Annotated in this window: 15 protein-coding genes and 5 tRNA genes; 4 read left to right on the forward strand and 16 right to left on the reverse strand. The window is 65.3% G+C overall.

Annotation, left to right across the window (positions count from 1 at the left end):
- Positions 1 to 77: 77 nt before the first annotated feature.
- From B8V81_RS07665 to B8V81_RS07690, 6 genes are all read right to left on the reverse strand, one after another.
- Positions 78 to 163, reverse strand: a tRNA-Leu gene (locus B8V81_RS07665).
- A 29-nt stretch (positions 164 to 192) separates the two neighbouring features.
- A tRNA-Lys gene (locus B8V81_RS07670) sits at positions 193 to 268 on the reverse strand.
- 9 nt (positions 269 to 277) lie between these two features.
- Positions 278 to 352 (reverse strand) — tRNA-Glu (locus B8V81_RS07675).
- 161 nt (positions 353 to 513) lie between these two features.
- Positions 514 to 604 (reverse strand) — tRNA-Ser (locus tag B8V81_RS07680).
- 5 nt (positions 605 to 609) lie between these two features.
- Positions 610 to 685, reverse strand: a tRNA-Asn gene (locus B8V81_RS07685).
- 31 nt (positions 686 to 716) lie between these two features.
- Positions 717 to 1,193, reverse strand: coding sequence for a SprT family protein (locus tag B8V81_RS07690; RefSeq protein WP_101808075.1), 477 nt, complete (start codon positions 1,191 to 1,193; stop codon positions 717 to 719).
- Positions 1,194 to 1,289: 96 nt separating this feature from the next.
- Here B8V81_RS07690 and B8V81_RS07695 point away from each other — a divergent pair, with 96 nt between their 5' ends.
- Both B8V81_RS07695 and cmpA read left to right on the forward strand, forming a co-directional pair.
- On the forward strand, positions 1,290 to 1,643 hold the full coding sequence (locus B8V81_RS07695) for a hypothetical protein (protein ID WP_028598503.1): 354 nt from the start codon (positions 1,290 to 1,292) through the stop codon (positions 1,641 to 1,643).
- Positions 1,644 to 1,716: 73 nt separating this feature from the next.
- Positions 1,717 to 1,863: a cortex morphogenetic protein CmpA gene (gene cmpA, locus B8V81_RS07700; RefSeq protein ID WP_101808076.1), complete on the forward strand. Its 147-nt coding sequence runs from the start codon at positions 1,717 to 1,719 to the stop codon at positions 1,861 to 1,863.
- A 90-nt stretch (positions 1,864 to 1,953) separates the two neighbouring features.
- On the opposite strand, the gene B8V81_RS07705 is transcribed toward cmpA, so the two are convergent.
- The 4 genes from B8V81_RS07705 to uptA all read right to left on the reverse strand — a co-directional run bounded on the left by B8V81_RS07705 (position 1,954) and on the right by uptA (position 6,159).
- Positions 1,954 to 4,200: a Tex family protein gene (locus tag B8V81_RS07705; RefSeq protein WP_101808077.1), complete on the reverse strand. Its 2,247-nt coding sequence runs from the start codon at positions 4,198 to 4,200 to the stop codon at positions 1,954 to 1,956.
- A gap of 73 nt (positions 4,201 to 4,273) precedes the next feature.
- Positions 4,274 to 4,909 carry an MBL fold metallo-hydrolase gene (locus B8V81_RS07710; protein WP_101808246.1) on the reverse strand — a complete coding sequence of 212 codons (636 nt, stop codon included), beginning with the start codon at positions 4,907 to 4,909 and terminating at the stop codon, positions 4,274 to 4,276.
- 8 nt (positions 4,910 to 4,917) lie between these two features.
- Complete coding sequence (locus B8V81_RS07715) at positions 4,918 to 5,484, reverse strand: thioredoxin family protein (RefSeq protein ID WP_028598506.1); 567 nt, start codon at positions 5,482 to 5,484, stop codon at positions 4,918 to 4,920.
- Between the two features lie 66 nt (positions 5,485 to 5,550).
- Positions 5,551 to 6,159 carry an undecaprenyl phosphate transporter UptA gene (gene uptA, locus B8V81_RS07720; RefSeq protein ID WP_028598507.1) on the reverse strand — a complete coding sequence of 203 codons (609 nt, stop codon included), beginning with the start codon at positions 6,157 to 6,159 and terminating at the stop codon, positions 5,551 to 5,553.
- 178 nt (positions 6,160 to 6,337) lie between these two features.
- Between uptA and B8V81_RS07725 the strand changes: the two genes are divergently transcribed.
- Together B8V81_RS07725 and B8V81_RS07730 are read left to right on the forward strand one after the other, a co-directional pair.
- Positions 6,338 to 6,802, forward strand: coding sequence for a cupredoxin domain-containing protein (locus B8V81_RS07725; RefSeq protein ID WP_028598508.1), 465 nt, complete (start codon positions 6,338 to 6,340; stop codon positions 6,800 to 6,802).
- A gap of 148 nt (positions 6,803 to 6,950) precedes the next feature.
- The gene (locus B8V81_RS07730; RefSeq protein ID WP_028598509.1) at positions 6,951 to 7,262 is read left to right on the forward strand and encodes a hypothetical protein; all 312 of its coding nucleotides are present in this window, start codon (positions 6,951 to 6,953) and stop codon (positions 7,260 to 7,262) included.
- Positions 7,263 to 7,310: 48 nt separating this feature from the next.
- Here B8V81_RS07730 and B8V81_RS07735 read toward each other — a convergent pair whose 3' ends face one another.
- The 6 genes from B8V81_RS07735 to B8V81_RS07760 all read right to left on the reverse strand — a co-directional run bounded on the left by B8V81_RS07735 (position 7,311) and on the right by B8V81_RS07760 (position 15,348).
- Complete coding sequence (locus B8V81_RS07735) at positions 7,311 to 8,867, reverse strand: O-antigen ligase family protein (protein ID WP_180968394.1); 1,557 nt, start codon at positions 8,865 to 8,867, stop codon at positions 7,311 to 7,313.
- A 490-nt stretch (positions 8,868 to 9,357) separates the two neighbouring features.
- Complete coding sequence (locus B8V81_RS07740) at positions 9,358 to 10,272, reverse strand: hypothetical protein (RefSeq protein ID WP_101808079.1); 915 nt, start codon at positions 10,270 to 10,272, stop codon at positions 9,358 to 9,360.
- 88 nt (positions 10,273 to 10,360) lie between these two features.
- Entirely contained in the window at positions 10,361 to 11,443 is a 1,083-nt protein-coding gene (locus B8V81_RS07745; protein ID WP_028598512.1) for an HD-GYP domain-containing protein, read from the reverse strand.
- A gap of 125 nt (positions 11,444 to 11,568) precedes the next feature.
- Entirely contained in the window at positions 11,569 to 13,299 is a 1,731-nt protein-coding gene (locus B8V81_RS07750; RefSeq protein WP_101808080.1) for a histidine kinase N-terminal 7TM domain-containing diguanylate cyclase, read from the reverse strand.
- Between the two features lie 84 nt (positions 13,300 to 13,383).
- Positions 13,384 to 14,589 carry a class I SAM-dependent methyltransferase gene (locus B8V81_RS07755; protein ID WP_425320484.1) on the reverse strand — a complete coding sequence of 402 codons (1,206 nt, stop codon included), beginning with the start codon at positions 14,587 to 14,589 and terminating at the stop codon, positions 13,384 to 13,386.
- A 111-nt stretch (positions 14,590 to 14,700) separates the two neighbouring features.
- Positions 14,701 to 15,348, reverse strand: a complete 648-nt coding sequence (locus B8V81_RS07760; protein WP_101808081.1) for a DUF6483 family protein — start codon at positions 15,346 to 15,348, stop codon at positions 14,701 to 14,703.
- Between the last annotated feature and the right edge of the window lie 36 nt (positions 15,349 to 15,384).

The raw sequence follows: 15,384 nt of genomic DNA on the forward strand, positions 1-15,384 counted from the left end.
GGAGACGGGGGCCTCTTTGCCGCGGATCGCGGGAAAACAAAAAACCCTTACGAAGTAAGGGTTGGATTGACGAAGTATGGTGCGGTAGAGAGGACTCGAACCTCCACGGGCGTACGCCCACTACCCCCTCAAGATAGCGTGTCTGCCATTCCACCACTACCGCACGTTAGGTAAAACGAGGGAAAACAAAACTGGTGAGCCATGAAGGACTCGAACCTTCGACACCCTGATTAAAAGTCAGGTGCTCTACCAACTGAGCTAATGGCTCTAAAAAAGATGGTGACCCGTAGGGGATTCGAACCCCTGTTACCTCCGTGAAAGGGAGGTGTCTTAACCCCTTGACCAACGGGCCGCGATGGCTTGTCCGGAACCCAGTTCCTCGAAGCAACATGAATGATCTTATCACAAGCCGCAGGATAACGCAAGCTTTTTTTATAAAACCATTTTAGCGCTCCACTGCCGAAAAACAACAAAGAAAAAAGACCGCTGCCGGTCCTTCCTGGATGAAACAGATGGCGGAGAGAGAGGGATTCGAACCCTCGCACCACTTACGCAGTCTAACCCCTTAGCAGAGGGTCCCCTTGAGCCACTTGGGTATCTCTCCATGAATGGCTCCCCGAACAGGACTCGAACCTGTGACAACTCGATTAACAGTCGAGTGCTCTACCAACTGAGCTATCAGGGAACGTTTACATAACAAGCCTGACCATAATTTATCATGGCCTTCCGGCTGTGTCAAGCGCGTAAAGGGATAGCCGGCCTCGGCATCGTCCGCAGACATAGCGGGCCGGGTCGACCTTGCGCTTGCGGAGATATTCCATGCGGCAGGCTCCGCAGACGAGCTTGTACCGATAGGGCAGCGCCTTGCGGGCTTTGTCCGGCAGCGGCTTGCAGTAGCGGGACCCGCCGGAGCGCTCCAGCCAGGCCTTGAACTCGGGATCGCGATGACGATAGCCGCGTCCGAGCAGATGCAGATGATAGTGGCACAGCTCATGCTTGATGATCTTCTCCGTCTCCTCCGCCCCGTAAGCCTCGAGCTGCCTCGCGCTGATCTCGATATGATGCGACTTCATGAAGTAGCGTCCCCCGGTAGAGGACAGCCTCCGGTTGAAGGCGGCCCGGTGGCGGAACGGAAGTCCGAACGTCTCCAGCGAGACGCGCTCCACCCATGCCTGCAGCTCCCGATCGTCCATGCCCGTCCCCTCCTTCCCCTTGAATTGTAAAGGGATCCTGGGCTACACTGTCAAGTAGACGAATGATCGACCGCGAGAGGAGCCCGATGTTTCGCCATGCCTACGATGAAGTATGTTCTGTTCCAGCTTGGAGGCCAGCTCTCCCTGGTGGAAATGCCCGATACGCACGCCTATCAGCTGTCCGCGCTCAATCTGCGGCTGCACAAGGAGCTCGACAAGCTGACGGCAGCCGAGGTGCCGCCGCTCGCACGCTGCATCGCCGAGTTCTCCCCATCCGAGCTGCATGAGCGCGGCTTGCCGACGCAGAGCGGGCTCGAGCATCTGGAGCAGCTCGAGCGCTCCTTCAAGGAAATTCCGGAGAAGTCCTACCCGCTCATCTCGCTGCTGACCGAGATCCGCGCGCTGCTCGCGCAGCTGGAGCAATGGTACGAGGAAGAGTACGAAGACTGATTGGACCTGCACCTGTTCGCCTTTTCCTCCATATGCTGTGTAGATCACGAACGGCAGAAGGAGGACGATGCGGATGCCGCAATGGCTGAGCAGCCAACTGATGCGCGCCTTCCAGAAGAAGGATCTCCGGCAGGTGCGCCTGCTGAACGATTGCTGGTTCTATTATCGGACGAAGCAGGCCGCCAAGCCGGACGAGGAAGCGGTCCGCCAGGACGGCTGACGCGCCGGCCCGGACGCGGTTCACCGCCTGCAAGCAAGCCAAAGGCCTCTCCCCCGACTGCCCGAGTCGGAGGAGAGGCCTTTCGGCTTTTCAGGAAGGGTTCGGACCGCGCATCGTCAGGCCGACGCGGCCTTTTTTGAGATCGACGTTCAGCACCCAGACGGTGACGACGTCGCCGACCGACACGACGTCCATCGGATGCTTGACGAACTTGCGGCTCAGCTGAGAGATGTGCACGAGGCCGTCGTTCTTGATGCCGATGTCGACAAAAGCGCCGAAGTCGATCACGTTGCGCACCGTGCCCTGCAGCTCCATGCCGGGCTGCAGGTCCTCGATCGCCAGCACGTCCTGATGGAACACCGGCGCCGCGAGCTCCTCGCGCGGATCGCGCCCCGGCCGCATGAGGCTGTCTACAATGTCGCGCAGCGTCGGCTCGCCGACGCCGATCGCCGACGCGAGCGCCGGGATGTCGGCAGCCGCCAGCCGCTGCCGGGCCGTCTCGCCGCCGACCTCGCCGAGCGACAGGCCGAGCTGCTTGAACAGCCGGTCGACGACGCCGTACGACTCCGGATGGATCGGCGTGCGGTCAAGCGGGTTTTCCGCCTCGGGGATGCGGATGAAGCCGATGCACTGCTCGTACGTCTTCGCGCCGAGCCGCGGCACCTTCTGCAGCTCCTTGCGGGAGGAGAAGACCCCGGTCTCTTCCCGATGCTTGACGATGTTTTTGGCCGTCGTCGCATTGATGCCCGCCACATAGGAGAGCAGCGACGCCGAGGCGGTGTTGACGTCGACGCCGACGTGGTTGACCGCCGATTCGACGACGCCGCCGAGCGTCTCGCCGAGCCGCTTCTGGCTGACGTCGTGCTGATACTGGCCGACGCCGATCGCCTTGGGCTCGATCTTGACGAGCTCCGCCAGCGGATCCTGGAGCCGGCGTGCGATCGATACCGCGCTGCGCTCCGCGACATCGAGCTTGGGGAATTCCTCGGCGGCGAGCTTGGAGGCGGAGTAGACGCTCGCTCCGGCCTCGTTGACGATGATGTAGCGGAGCGCCTCGGCGCCCGGCTTGCCGGCAGCGACGCGGCCGCGGATGAGCGCGGCGATGAAGCTCTCCGTCTCGCGCGAGGCGGTGCCGTTGCCGATGACGAGGAGCGTGACGCCGTGGCGGTCGATCAGCGAGCCGATGAGCCGCTCCGCCTCGGCGACCTTGTTGTTCGGCGGCGTCGGATAGGCGACCGCCACCTCCAGCAGCTTGCCGGTGGCGTCGACGACCGCCAGCTTGCAGCCGGTGCGGTACGCCGGATCGACGCCGAGCACGACATGGCCGCGCACCGGCGGCTGCAGCAGCAGGCTGCGCAGATTGGCGGAGAAGATGCCGATCGCGTGCTCCTCCGCCCGCTCCGTCAGCTCCGCGCGCACCTCGCGCTCGATCGACGGCGCGATGAGCCGCTTGTACGCGTCCTCGACGACGGCGGCCAGCACGTCCCGAATCGCCGGCGCGACGCCCTGGCGGAGCGTATGGCGGAGGATATGGTCATGGATGCGCGCTGCCGGAACGTCCAGCCAGACGCGCAGCACCTCCTCGCGCTCGCCGCGGTTGATCGCGAGCGTGCGGTGAGGCGGCAGCTTGCGCAGCGGCTCCTGATAGTCGTAGTACATCTCGTACACCGATTCCGCTCCCGCTTGCCGGACCTCGGAGCGGATGACGCCCTGCTCCGCGGTGAACTTGCGCGCCCAGGCGCGGATGCGGGCGTCGTCGGCGATGCTCTCGGCGACGATGTCCATCGCGCCTTGGAGCGCTTCCTCCGGCGTCTGCGCGCCGGCCTCGCCCGTGACGTACTTGCGCGCCTCGGCGAGCGGCTCGCCCTGGCGCGGCTGCGAGAGCAGCCAGTCGGCCAGCGGCTGCAGCCCCCGCTCCCGCGCGACGGAAGCGCGCGTCTTGCGCTTTTGCCGGTACGGCCGGTACAGATCCTCGACCTCCTGCAGCTTGGACGCGGCGGAGATCGCCTGCGCCAGCTCCGGCGTCAGCTTGTCCTGCTCGCCGATCAGCCGCAGCACCTCGCGCTTGCGGTCCTCCAGATTGCGCCGGTAGGCCAGCTTCTCCTCGATGCCGCGCAGCTCGTTCTCGTCGAGCTCGCCGGTCATTTCCTTGCGGTAGCGCGCGATGAACGGAATCGTATTGCCCTCGTCCAGCAGCGACACCGCCGACTTGACCTTGCCGAGCGGCAAGCCCAGCTCCTGGGCGATGCCGCGCACGATCCGCTCCTGCTCCTCCGCCGCCTGCGCCGCCGTCCGCTCGCCCTCGGCTTCCTTCACGCCTGCTTGTTGCTCCGCCATGCCGATTCCTCCTGTCCAAAAATGAACCGCTCCCGCCGGCGGCGGGCGCCGCAGGACGGGAGCGGATGGCCGGTCATCCCAGCCGTACGTACGGATTATGGGCCATCTCGTGGCCGATCGTCGTCTTCGGCCCGTGGCCGTTGTAGACGGTCACGTCCGGGTCGAGCCGGTACAGCTTGCCCCGGATCGAGTTGAACAGATCCGCCTCGCGTCCGCCGGGCAGATCGGTGCGGCCGACCGACTCGCGGAACAGCACGTCGCCCGAGAACAGGTTCTTGCCGTGCAGGAAGCTGACGCTGCCCGGGCTGTGGCCCGGCGTGTGCAGCACGCGGAACTCGAAGCCCGCGAGCTTCAGCCGCATGCCTTCTTCGAGCGCATATTCGGCCGGATCGGTCGTCAGCGGCGGCGTCATATGGCTCCAGCGCAAGGAGCCGTTGAGCGCCGGATCGGTCAGCCAGTCCGCCTCCAGGTCATGGATGTAGACCGGACAGCCGCAAGCCTTGCGCACCTCGTCCACCCCGCCCATATGGTCGAGATGGGCATGGGTGAGCAGGATCGCATCGAGCTGGATGGAATCCTGCGCGATGCGGTTCAAGAGCGGCTTCGGGTTCATGCCGGGGTCGATGACGACGGCCCGGTTCGTTTCCTCGTTGACGAGCAGATAGCCGTTCGTCTGGATCGGTCCGAGCACGAACGGGACGATCTTCATCGCCGCCATCAGAACGAGGAGAGGAGCTCGCGCAGCTCCCGGACGATGACCGCCTGATAGCCGGTTCCTTCTCCGTACCGGCGTCCCATCTCCTGCCGCGTCAGCGACAGCTTCTCCTGGTAGTCGGGCGCCTCGCGGTCCGGATTGTCCCGCTTGAACGCCCTCATCGCCTCCTGCACATGCTCCGGACGCGGTCCCCACGTGCCGAGCACATGGCCGCCGGTATCCGCCACGATGACGACCGGCACGGAGCGTCCGCCCATCGTCAGGAACTCGTCCATCGTGTCCAGATGCTCCTCCATGACGAGCACCTCCACCGGAACGCCGCTATTCTCGAGCGCGCGGAACACGACCGGGATGTTGCGCACGACGTCGCCGCACCATTCGGCCATCAGGATGAGCACGCGCAGGTCGTCGCGGTTGTTCAGCTGCTCGAAAAATTCCCGATCGTCCTCGCTCGGCCATTCGAACTTGTCGTACCAGTCGTCGAAAGCATCCTTGTTTTTCGTCATGCCGTCCCGGAACTGCCGGGGGCTGATGCCTTGGTTCAGCTTGCTGGCTACGCTGCGTGCCATCGGAATCACTCCTTGGGTTATGGATCGATTGCATTCATTGTATCAAATGGCGGCTCGCCTGCTCAATCAGACGGTCCGTCCGCGCGAGCGCTGGTACTTGAAAAGCGCATAAACGATCATGACCGCGAGCGCGACGAGGATCGCCGGAATCGTGTACGGGGCCGCCTTTTCCTTGATCTGGCCCCAGTTGCTGCCGAGGCTGCGCCCGATCGTCACGAACAGGATCGCCCACGGCAGCGAGGCGATCGCCGTCAGCACGGTGAACCGGGTCAGCGACATCCGGGCCATGCCGGCCGGAATCGAGATCACCTGGCGCATGACGGGCACGAAACGGGCGGTGAACACCATGCCCGGACCGTAGCGGTCGAACCAGCGCTCCGCCGCGTCGATATGCTTCGGCTTGATCTTGATGTACTTGCCGTACTTGTCGAGGAAGGGCCGTCCTCCGTACAGGCCGATCGCATAGAGGATCCACTGCTGGACGACCGCGCCGACCGTGCCGCACAGCACCGCCAGCCAAAACGTCATGCTGCCGGTCGAGACCATGTAGCCGGCGTAGCCGAGCACGATCTCGCTCGGGATGACCTCCATCGCCAGGCCGAGGATGATGCCGAAATAACCGAGCTGCTCGACGATGCCGAGCAGCTTGTCCACCAGATCATGCAGCAGATGCATGCGCTCCACTCCTTCATTTCCATCTCTCGCGGCTTTCGTCCGAGCCGCTTCTGTCATCGGTATTCTATCATAGGGCTGTCAAGAGATGCCATAGATGGATCGGCCCGTTTCCGCTGGCATGGACAGACCGTCCCCCGCATAAAAATAGGACAGCACCGGACAAGAAGGGAGACGAAGCATGAAAGCGATCATCATTACGAAACGCCAACTAAGGACGGCCGGTCTCGCGCTCGCCATCGCCGTCCTGGCGCTCGCCTGCTGGCAGCTCTACCCGAAGCAGGGGGATCCGCTCCCCGCCTCGGCCGCCGCGCAGCAGCCGGATACGGGACATGTCTATGAGATGGTGACGGGAGAATTCAAGACGACGACGCGCGGCGGCGAGGAGCTCGAGGTGTACCAATGGAGCCCGGCCACGATCATCGTGCCCAAGGGCGAGAAGGTCACGCTGCGCATCAGCGGCGTGAACGGAGCCTCCCATCCTTTCACCATCAAGGGGCTCGGCGTCAGCGGAGAGGTCAAGAAAGGCGAGACGACCGAGGTGAGCTTCGTCGCCTCCAAGGCCGGCGTGTACCCGATCGAATGCCAGATCCACACCGATCTCAAGCACAGCGGCCCGATGGTCGGCTACATTCACGTCCAGTAAGCGAAAAAAAACGAAAGAGCCTTCCTTCTCCCGAAGCGAGAAGAAAGGCTCTTTTCCTTGCGGCTTGAAGGCGCGCGCGCCTCCCGTCCTTCCCCGCACCGGGGCAGCCGTCCCGGCATATAGATGGAGAACGAAAGGAGTGGGCTCCATGAACAGCCACAAGACGAAGCACGCGGCCGAGCTGCCGACGGCCCGCAAGATCCGGCGCGCCTGCAGCAACGAGCTGTACCGGACCGCCAAGCGGCTCAAGACGTTCATCCCCAAGGAGAAGATGGAGCAGGCGGAGAAGCTGTACACGAAAAAAGTGGGCCTCAACCTGATCTTCGTCCACGAAAATCACGACAACCGCAAAAAGCTGTGCGATTGGTGGGACGAGAACGTCTGCGGCGACATCGCCGAGCTGTGGGAGGTCGAGCCGGAGCGGCTGCGCTTGGCGTTCCGGGATGCTTTCGGCGGCTGAGCGCCGCCGCCCTGCGCGGCGGCCCGCTCCCGTCCACGCCGGCGCCTCCTAGCCGTCTCCGCCTTCTGTCCGGGCAGCGGACGCGGGCGGAGCGAGGGACGCGCCTGCGGCCGACAGGACAAGCAGCAGCAGCCAGTAGGCGCCGTAGCACATGTCCACGTCGATCGCCGCATGCAGCAGCAGCGAGGCCGCCGGCACGGCGCCAAGCGCGCCTTTCGCGCCTGCGGCCGCGAGCAGCGCAGCGCCGAGCGCCAGCAGCAGCGCGAGGCCGGGAGCCCCGGCGGTCAGCAGCATGTCGAGGTAGCCGCTATGCACTTCCCCGGCCGCATACGGCGCCGACTGGAACGAGCCCCGCAGCAGCTCCCACGCCCGGGCGCCGTAGCCGAACAGCCAGGATTCGCGGGCGGCGGCCCAGCCGTCGCGATAGAGCAGCAGACGCGACGCTCCGGTCGCCGCCGAGGTCGGTTCGGCGGGATCGAACCGGTCCCAGCCGCCGCCGCGGCTCAGGCTGAGCGCCGCGGCGGCGCCGAGCAGCAGGACGGCGGCGGAACGGATGCCGGCGTGCAGGACAGCCGCGGGCCCAGCTGCCGAAGCCGTAGCGGGCTGGGACAAGCGCTCGCTTGAGGGCGCCATCGTATGCTCGATCCAAACGGCGCCCGCTGCCGAAGCCGCCAGCAGGGCGAGCCAGACGGCCGCGTCCTGGGCGAGCGCCGCCTCCGTCGCCCGCTCGCGGAAGCGGGCGATCGCGACCAGCGCAACTGCTCCCGGCAAGCTGCTCCAGGCCGCGAGAAGCCAGCGCAGCCGCTCCGCGCGGAGCGCGGGACGGCCGGGTCCCGGCTCCGCACGGCTGGACAAGCGGCGCGCCAGCAGCAAGCCCGGAACCGCCGCCGCCAGCAGCGCCAGCAGCGCTCCTCTCGACTCGCTCAGCAGCAGCACGGCGAGGCAGGGCGGAGCCAGCCAAGCGGCGCTGCGGCGAAGCCGGGGCGAGCCGCTCCGCGCGAGAACGAGCCATTGCCACGCCAGCAGCGCGGCGGCGAAGGCGCCGAGCGCATTGCTGTACTGCAGGTAGCCGGCGAGCCTGGCGCCCGTGGCGCTCAAGCGTCCGTCGGCGGTGCGCAGCATGAAGTCAGGGCCGACGATCCAGCCGCACCAGGCGGCCAGCGAGCTTGCCGCCGCGAAGGCGGAAAAGCCTTGCAGCGCCCAGGCCGCGGCGGATACGGCCGATTCGGGCCGACGCTCTTTCCGTTGCCATGCTGCCAGCACGAGGGCCAACGAGCCGAAAGAAAGCCAGCGCAGCGCTTCTTCCACGCTGCCTTGGACGGAGACCGGCGATCCGAGGCTACGCGCCGCATAGAGCAGCGCGAGTCCGATGCAGCAAGCCGCGGCGAGCGGCAGCCTGCCGCCCCTGCTCCCTTGCGCCAAGCGCCATCCTCCCGGGTCTCCTCGTAAAAAAGCGGCAAGCCCGAATGCCGCCAGCAGCGCCACGAAGCCATGCCCGTCGCGATCGAAAAACCAGCCGGAGCGGCGAAAAGCCGCGCTCAGCAGCAGCGCCAGTCCCGCCGCGCGCGCGAGCCGAAGTCCCGTATCCGCTCTCCCTGCTAACATTCTGGCTCCCGCTCTACGACCTATATTCCTCGCACGAGCAAGGGGGCCTCTAGCCAAGAGAAGCGTCGCCCCCGCCCTCTTCGAATTCGCTTCTCCTGCCTTCATGCCATCCGCCAATTGCCGCCCCTCCTCCGCCGCTCAGTCGGCCCATGCCGCCTAATTGAACCAACAGGCGATCGCCGCGGCCTTTGGTAGCATTCTAGCCTGCCGGAGCGCGGCTTAGACGGCCGCACTTGGCCAAGGGGACGGCCGAACAAGCGATGAAGGATGGCTCGCACATGAAAGGAATCATCCCGCCGACGAGCGAGCAAGGGAACTTCTTCCCTTGCTTCGGCGCGCGGAGCAGTCCCATTGCGAAATAGCGAAGCCGGAGAGCACGCTCTCCGGCTTCGCTATTTCGGCATTAAAACCAACACGCTCATCAGGGCAAGCCCGCGCTTCCCGCCTGGCCTGCCGCTCTCCGCCGCGCCATTCGCTCGGCCGAACCGGATCAGTGCTCCGCGTCCTCGCCCGGCGCGGCTTCGAGGCCGGCGGCTGCGCCATCGTCCGCCGCCAGTCCTCGGCGCACCTGATAATACTGCTTCATCTGCTCGTGAAGCACGAACGCCCTCAGCTGGCGCGCTCCCTCGGCGGTGAAGCCGCTCATCCGCGCGCCGTAGCTGAGCACGCCTGCGGCGTCCTGCCGCCACAGAATCTCGAGCGTGCAGCTCAGCTCGAAGCCGAGATCCAGCACGGCGCCTACGGTGCCGTGGCATTCCAGCTCCATGCCTCCCGCAGCGCGGAAGCCGACGCCCTCCAGGCTGATGTTGGAGACGACGATCTCGGCGCGCGCGGCCTTTTCCCGCCGGCACCGCTCCTCCTCCTCGAGCAGATGCAGATCCTCCTCGTCCATGAGGCGCACGAGCTTCTCCAGCAGCGCCTCGTCGAGACCTTCATGCCGCAGCTCGTCGGACCATCTGTAGCGGAGCAGATCCGCTCTCGTCGGCTCGCGCTTCAGCCGCTCGTCGTCCAGGAGCAGGCGGCCGGGACAGTTCACCTCGACCCGCGGATGGATGCGCTTCTCGTCCATGATCCGATAGCGCTCGTAGGGGAACAGCAGCGCGAGCGACTTGGCGCGCCGGCCGATCACGCGCGTAGCCATGCGGTAGCTGCCGGACGGCGACTCCACCGTCAGCCAGACGGATTCGCCGAGACGGAACCGCTCGGGCCCTTCCGCCTCGATCTCGATCAAGTCCCCTTCGAGCAGAGTAAGCGTGCCGACCGCCGACAGCTGCCGCTGCTCGACGAGCGTGCGGCTGCCGAGGAGCAGCGCGGGTATGAGCGTCGTCTCCAGGCTGTCTCCGGCAAGTACGGCTGCCGAGGAGCAGCGCGGGTATGAGCGTCGTCTCCAGGCTGTCTCCGGCAAGTACGGCTGCCGGCTCTTCTGCTGCTTGAGCGGGAGCCGTTGAATCAGGCTGCATCATCTTGATCCTCCCCAATCCTTAGTGGCCAAGCTAAATCTCGCGAACGATCGTCACATGAAGCTGGTCCCGCAGATCGATCTCGTAAGGCTCGGCCGGCACTCTGCCTCCAGCCTCGCGGATGATCCGGATGACCGGACGATGGACAGCCACCTGGAAATTGCGCGCGACGACTCCGATCTGGCCTGTGCTGAGCAGCACGGTCGTCGACACCGGGTACATGGAAATATGGCTGCAGAACAGCCGCACCAGCTCCAGGTCGAAATACGTGTTGCCGGCCGCGAACAGGAACTCGATCGCCTCCGACGGGGTATAGCGCTTGCGGTACGACCGCGACGAGGTGAGCGCGTCGAACACGTCGGCGATGGCGACGATCTGCGCGTATTCGTGGATCTCGCCGCCGCGCAGGCCGCGGGGATAGCCGCTGCCGTCGTAGCGCTCGTGATGCTGCAGGGCGCAATGAGCCGACAGCAGGGACAGATCATGCTCCTTCCGGAGCAGATCGTAGCCGTCGACCGCATGGCGCTCCATGACCTTGCGCTCCTCGGCCGTGAGCGGTCCCTTTTTGTCCAGGATGGCGCGGGGAACCTTGGTCATGCCGATGTCGAACAGCAGCGCGCCGATGCCGAGCTCCTCCAGCTGATTGCGGTTGTAGCCCTTGGCGATGCCGATGATGCCGGCCAGCACCGCCACGTTGATCGAATGCTGGAATAGATAGGAGTCGTGGGTGTTGATCTCGCTCAGCCCGGCGAACACGTCCTCTCGGCGCATGACATCGTTCAGGATCTCGCTGAATACCGACCGGAAGACGCGGCCTAGCTCCGGCCGCGCCGCCCGCCCCTTGACGGCGGACTGGCTCATCTGGTCGGCGACCAGCTTGTGCATCGCCGCGGCCGCCTTGCGGCGGGTCTCCTCGCGCAGCGTCTCGTTCGGCTCGATGCCTGCGGTAAGCTCGTCCTCGATATAGACGATGTCGACGCCAAGATCGCGCAGCCGCTGGATGAACCGCTCGCTCAGCGGCATGCCCGCCCCCAGCAGCACGTTGCCGTCCTCGCGGAAGATCGGCTTGGCCAGCGTCGCGCCGGGCTGGATGCGGTCGAGTTGTACTTTTCTCATGCTTGGGCTCCACTTTCTTTTGGTCCAGCCGGAATTGAGCTGACATACGGGATTTTCCTTCTATTCTACCAAATGGTTCGAAGAGTTGTCATTCCTTTGAGGGGGTCGAACGTCCCGAAGTATACCTAGGCCCTTCTCCTTCCGACCATGCAGTTGCGCCCGTTGCCCTTCGCCTCGTATAGCGCGGCGTCCGCTTCCTCGAACAATTCCCGCAAATAGGCCTTCGGGTCCTTGATTCCGAGCGGACTCTCGTTTTCGACCGACAAGACGCCGAGGCTGATCGTAATCGACAGCGTCAGTCCCGGCCGTCCCGTAGCGACCCGGTTCGCCTCTACCCCGATCTTGAGCCGTTCGGCGAGGCGCTCGGCCTGCAGGCGGGTCGTGTGGGGGAGATAAACCGCGAATTCCTCTCCGCCATAACGGGCGAGCACGTCGGAGCGACGCAGCATGCCCTTGACGGCCGTCGCCGTCTCCAGCAGCACCTCGTCCCCGACGAGATGCCCGTGACGGTCGTTGATGCCTTTGAAATGGTCGATGTCGAACAGGATGATCGCGAACGGAATCCGGTACCGGACGTTCGCCACCACCTCCTGCTCCAGCCGCTGCATGAGAAAGCGGCGGTTGTAGCAGCCGGTCAGGCTGTCCGTCGTCGCCATCTCCTCCAGCTTGAGATTGGCCCGGAACAGCTCCTCCTGGATCTGGACCAGCTCGCGGTTGCGGAGCTGCAGCATCTCGTTCTGCCGATGCTTCTCCTCGACGAGCTGGCGGATCTCCGAGACGTCCTGGAACGTGACGACCCGCCCCAGCAGCTCGCGCTCCCCCGACACAATCGGAGAAGCGTGCACCTGGACGTGGAGCAAAGGCGCGCCGGGCAGGTCGGAGGCGCTCAGCACCAGCTCCTGCAGGATCGGCTCCGCCACCGCCTCGCCGGCTCGGCCGAGCTCCGCGGCCGTTTCTCCGGAAGACCTTTTTTGCGAGCGCAAAAAAGCGCCCAGATCGAAGCGGTCCCCGCTCTGCACGGACAGATAACGCTGCAGCGAGCGGTTGGCCTCCAGCACCGTGCCTTCCGCGTCGAGCACGAGCAGGCCGGCCGACATCGAATCGGCGATGTCCTGCTGGGCGATGCGCACGATGTCGAACACGCGGTAGCGGTCGATGGAGACGCAGAAATAGAGGGCGGTCAGCGCGAGCCCGACCGAGGAGATGCCGGAGATATCGGGAAAGCGGCTGTCGTAGACGACGTTGACGAGCAGGTCCAGCCAGCCGAAAAGCAGGAACAGCAGCAGCCCCTTGAGAGCCATCCCGACCTGCTTGCGATGGCGAAGCGTCGTTCCTGCGCGCAGCGCCGAGAGGATGCAGGCAATCGACAGTCCCGCCATCAGCATGAGCTGGGCCAGCAGCGCCCAGGACAGCGGACCGAACCGCTGCACCGCGCCCGCGCCGTCCCCGGAGAGGAGGAAGAACTGCCGAGGCTCGGCCAGCACGAGCGCTGCGAGCAGCGCGGTCGGACCGGCCAGCAGCGCAAGCGTCAGCCGGGTCAGGAGATAGGAGCGTCCCGTCAGGAAGCAGACGAAGACGAGCCAGCCGAGCCCTTGCAGCGACAGCCCCGCGTAAGAGATCGAACGGAAAAGCAATTGGTATTGGACGATCGTCGTCGTTTGGAGGAGAAACTGGGAGAGAGGCCAGAGGAGCATGAAAAAGTGAAAAACCAAATACGCCTTATGCAGGCGTGTTATTGGATTATGAATAAAAATATAAAAAAACAGGCCGAGCATGAAGACAGACACACTGAAATCAATCCAAATCCATGATTCCAAGCCCTTCACCCATCCCTGCATCGTTCCATTGTCTTCCATTATAGCACAGGATCGAGGCAATTCCAGCACGGATTGACGCTTGGGAGAAGGGCCGATTCCAGGTGCCGGGCAACGTCCGGCCGTTTATTCCGGGAGCCTTCCGGCGCTGCGGAGCATCCTCTCGAGAGCGGGATCGAGGCTCAGCGAGTCGCGGTAGCGACGGTACTCCTCCCACTTCCGGAGGCGATGCTCGGCGGCAGCGCCCGACTCCCGGCGGCGGACGGCGCGGATGAGCAGGTTTTTGGGCGTATGCTCCGGATCGATGAACTCGAGCACCTGGGTCCGGTAGCCGGCCGCCTCCAGCAGCGAGGCGCGAGCCGCGTCGGTGGCGAGCGCGGCGAAGCGCTCCTTGAGCAGGCCGTGGTCGAGCAGCGGCGCGAGCGGCTCGCTCCGGATCTGGCGGAACGCCTCATGCTGGCAGCAGGGCACCGAGAGGATGACCGAGGCGTCCCAGCCGACCGCTTTGGCCAAGGCGGCGTCGGTCGCCGTATCGCAGGCATGCAGCGTGACGACCATGTCGGCTTGCTCGAGCCCTCCGAACTGGCCGATGTCGCCGACCTGGAACGACAGCCTGTCGTAGCCGAGCCGCTCCGCCAGCGCCGAGCAGAACGAGATGACATCCTCCTTCAGATCGAGCCCGATGACGCGCAGCGGCCGCTTCTGCTCGACGGCCAGCAGATGGTAGAGGGCGAACGTGAGATACGATTTGCCGCAGCCGAAGTCGACGATCGTCAGCTCGCGCCCCGTCGGCAGCTCTGCCGCCACGTCCTGCACCATCTCGAGGAAACGGTTGATCTGGCGGTACTTGTCCTGCTTGTCCGCCTTCACCTTGCCCTCGCGGGTCAGGATGCCCAGCTCCTGCAGGAACGCCGGCGCCTCGCCCTCCGTCAGCACCCGCTTCTTCATCCGGTCATGCGACGGAGCGTCGGCCGCCGCCTTGCCGGTCGGCGGCTTGCGCAGCAGCGCGGCTTTTCCTTTTTTGGAGATCAAGACCTGCAGATCGGCCTCCTTGGTCTTGACGAGCGCCTGCCGGTAGCCGGCGCGCAGCAGTCCGGCCATGCGGCCGGCGGCGTCGCCGGGCTCGACGTTCTCATGCAGCACCTTCGTCGGGTAGTGCTTTTCGAACTGGTAGCGCAGTCCCGACTTCAGCCGCACCGGCCGCACGACCGTGCGAGGAGGCAGGCCGCCTTCTTCCTCGGCCGAGCCCTTCGCTCCGCTGAACGTCGCCTGCAGCAGCGCCTCCTGTCCGACCGCCTTCTCCAGCGCCTGTTCCCACTCTTCTCTCATCATCCCTGCATTCGGCTCCTTTCGTTCCCGCAGCGAAAAGCAAGGCCCCGAGCCGCATCTGCCGGCTGGGGCCGCTTCCGCCGTCCGCGCCGCTTGCCGGCGCTCGGTCGCATTCTATTCCTTGCCGGTCTCGGCGAGCCAAGGCTTCGCCGCCTCCAGCAGCTCCTGGCGGCTCAGTCCGCCCCGCTCCAGGCTCTCATCCGTCAGATGCTGCAGCCGGCCGTAAAAACGACCGAGCTCGCCCGGCTCCAGCCGGCCGTCCTCGTGCAGCTCGTACCACAAATCCTCGGCGCGATCGTACCGCCCCTGCTCCTCGCGCCAAGCGGCGATCCGGCGCTTGCTGTCCGGGGGCAGCTCATAGGCGGACAGCTCCCCGAGCAGCCGCTCGGCGTCGCCGTCCGGGCTCGGCTCCGCGCCGTACGAAGAGGCTCGCAGCAGCAGATGCAGCGCCCTCAGCCGCGTATGGAACGCGGCGCTTTCGCGGCCGAGGTCGTCCTGTACGGACGCTTCTTCCCGCAGCAGCAGCCCGAGTCCGAGCAGCAGGGACGGGTCCGGATCGCCGGAACGGGACAGCATGCGGACGAGATCGTCCTCGGACAAGCTTTTGAGCAGCCTGCCGTTCATGCCGAACTGCCGGTCGAGCAGCTCCTCGACGACCTGCAGCGCCTCCTCCTGCTTGCCGGCCTTGCGCAGGCCGAGGATCGTCGCCGATACTTGCGCCATGCCCTCGATCATCCGCATGATGTAATCCCTCTGGAACATGCGATCCCTCCTCCGATGATGCCTCGCGACGACTGC

Origin of the sequence: Paenibacillus pasadenensis (assembly GCF_002864175.1) — a bacterium.
Lineage (GTDB): Bacteria > Bacillota > Bacilli > Paenibacillales > Paenibacillaceae > Paenibacillus_O > Paenibacillus_O pasadenensis.

What these genes read in the sequence shown, in the direction of transcription:
- B8V81_RS07690 (WP_101808075.1), bottom strand. Translation starts at nt 1,193, where the DNA reads ATGGACGATCGGGAGCTGCAGGCATGGGTGGAGCGCGTCTCGCTGGAG.
- B8V81_RS07695 (WP_028598503.1), top strand. Translation starts at nt 1,290, where the DNA reads ATGCCTACGATGAAGTATGTTCTGTTCCAGCTTGGAGGCCAGCTCTCC.
- cmpA (WP_101808076.1), top strand. Translation starts at nt 1,717, where the DNA reads ATGCCGCAATGGCTGAGCAGCCAACTGATGCGCGCCTTCCAGAAGAAG.
- B8V81_RS07705 (WP_101808077.1), bottom strand. Translation starts at nt 4,200, where the DNA reads ATGGCGGAGCAACAAGCAGGCGTGAAGGAAGCCGAGGGCGAGCGGACG.
- B8V81_RS07710 (WP_101808246.1), bottom strand. Translation starts at nt 4,909, where the DNA reads ATGAAGATCGTCCCGTTCGTGCTCGGACCGATCCAGACGAACGGCTAT.
- B8V81_RS07715 (WP_028598506.1), bottom strand. Translation starts at nt 5,484, where the DNA reads ATGGCACGCAGCGTAGCCAGCAAGCTGAACCAAGGCATCAGCCCCCGG.
- uptA (WP_028598507.1), bottom strand. Translation starts at nt 6,159, where the DNA reads ATGCATCTGCTGCATGATCTGGTGGACAAGCTGCTCGGCATCGTCGAG.
- B8V81_RS07725 (WP_028598508.1), top strand. Translation starts at nt 6,338, where the DNA reads ATGAAAGCGATCATCATTACGAAACGCCAACTAAGGACGGCCGGTCTC.
- B8V81_RS07730 (WP_028598509.1), top strand. Translation starts at nt 6,951, where the DNA reads ATGAACAGCCACAAGACGAAGCACGCGGCCGAGCTGCCGACGGCCCGC.
- B8V81_RS07735 (WP_180968394.1), bottom strand. Translation starts at nt 8,867, where the DNA reads ATGTTAGCAGGGAGAGCGGATACGGGACTTCGGCTCGCGCGCGCGGCG.
- B8V81_RS07745 (WP_028598512.1), bottom strand. Translation starts at nt 11,443, where the DNA reads ATGAGAAAAGTACAACTCGACCGCATCCAGCCCGGCGCGACGCTGGCC.
- B8V81_RS07750 (WP_101808080.1), bottom strand. Translation starts at nt 13,299, where the DNA reads ATGGAAGACAATGGAACGATGCAGGGATGGGTGAAGGGCTTGGAATCA.
- B8V81_RS07755 (WP_425320484.1), bottom strand. Translation starts at nt 14,589, where the DNA reads ATGATGAGAGAAGAGTGGGAACAGGCGCTGGAGAAGGCGGTCGGACAG.
- B8V81_RS07760 (WP_101808081.1), bottom strand. Translation starts at nt 15,348, where the DNA reads ATGTTCCAGAGGGATTACATCATGCGGATGATCGAGGGCATGGCGCAA.